Annotated in this window: 1 rRNA gene; it reads left to right on the forward strand. The window is 57.0% G+C overall.

Annotation, left to right across the window (positions count from 1 at the left end):
• Positions 1-214 (forward strand): 23S ribosomal RNA (locus FAF44_RS56680); the annotation flags it as partial.

A 214-nucleotide genomic window follows, 5' to 3' on the forward strand; every position in this document is an offset into this window, starting at 1 on the left:
GAAGCAGCCACCCTTGAAAGAGTGCGTAATAGCTCACTGGTCAAGTGATTCTGCGCCGACAATGTAGCGGGGCTCAAGTACACCGCCGAAGTCGTGGCATTGACCCCCATGTGGGGTTGGTGGGTAGGGGAGCGTCGTGCAGCCGGTGAAGCAGCAGAGTGATCTAGTTGTGGAGGCTGTGCGAGTGAGAATGCAGGCATGAGTAGCGAATCGA

It is taken from the genome of Nonomuraea sp. MG754425 (assembly GCF_021699195.1).
GTDB lineage: Bacteria > Actinomycetota > Actinomycetes > Streptosporangiales > Streptosporangiaceae > Nonomuraea.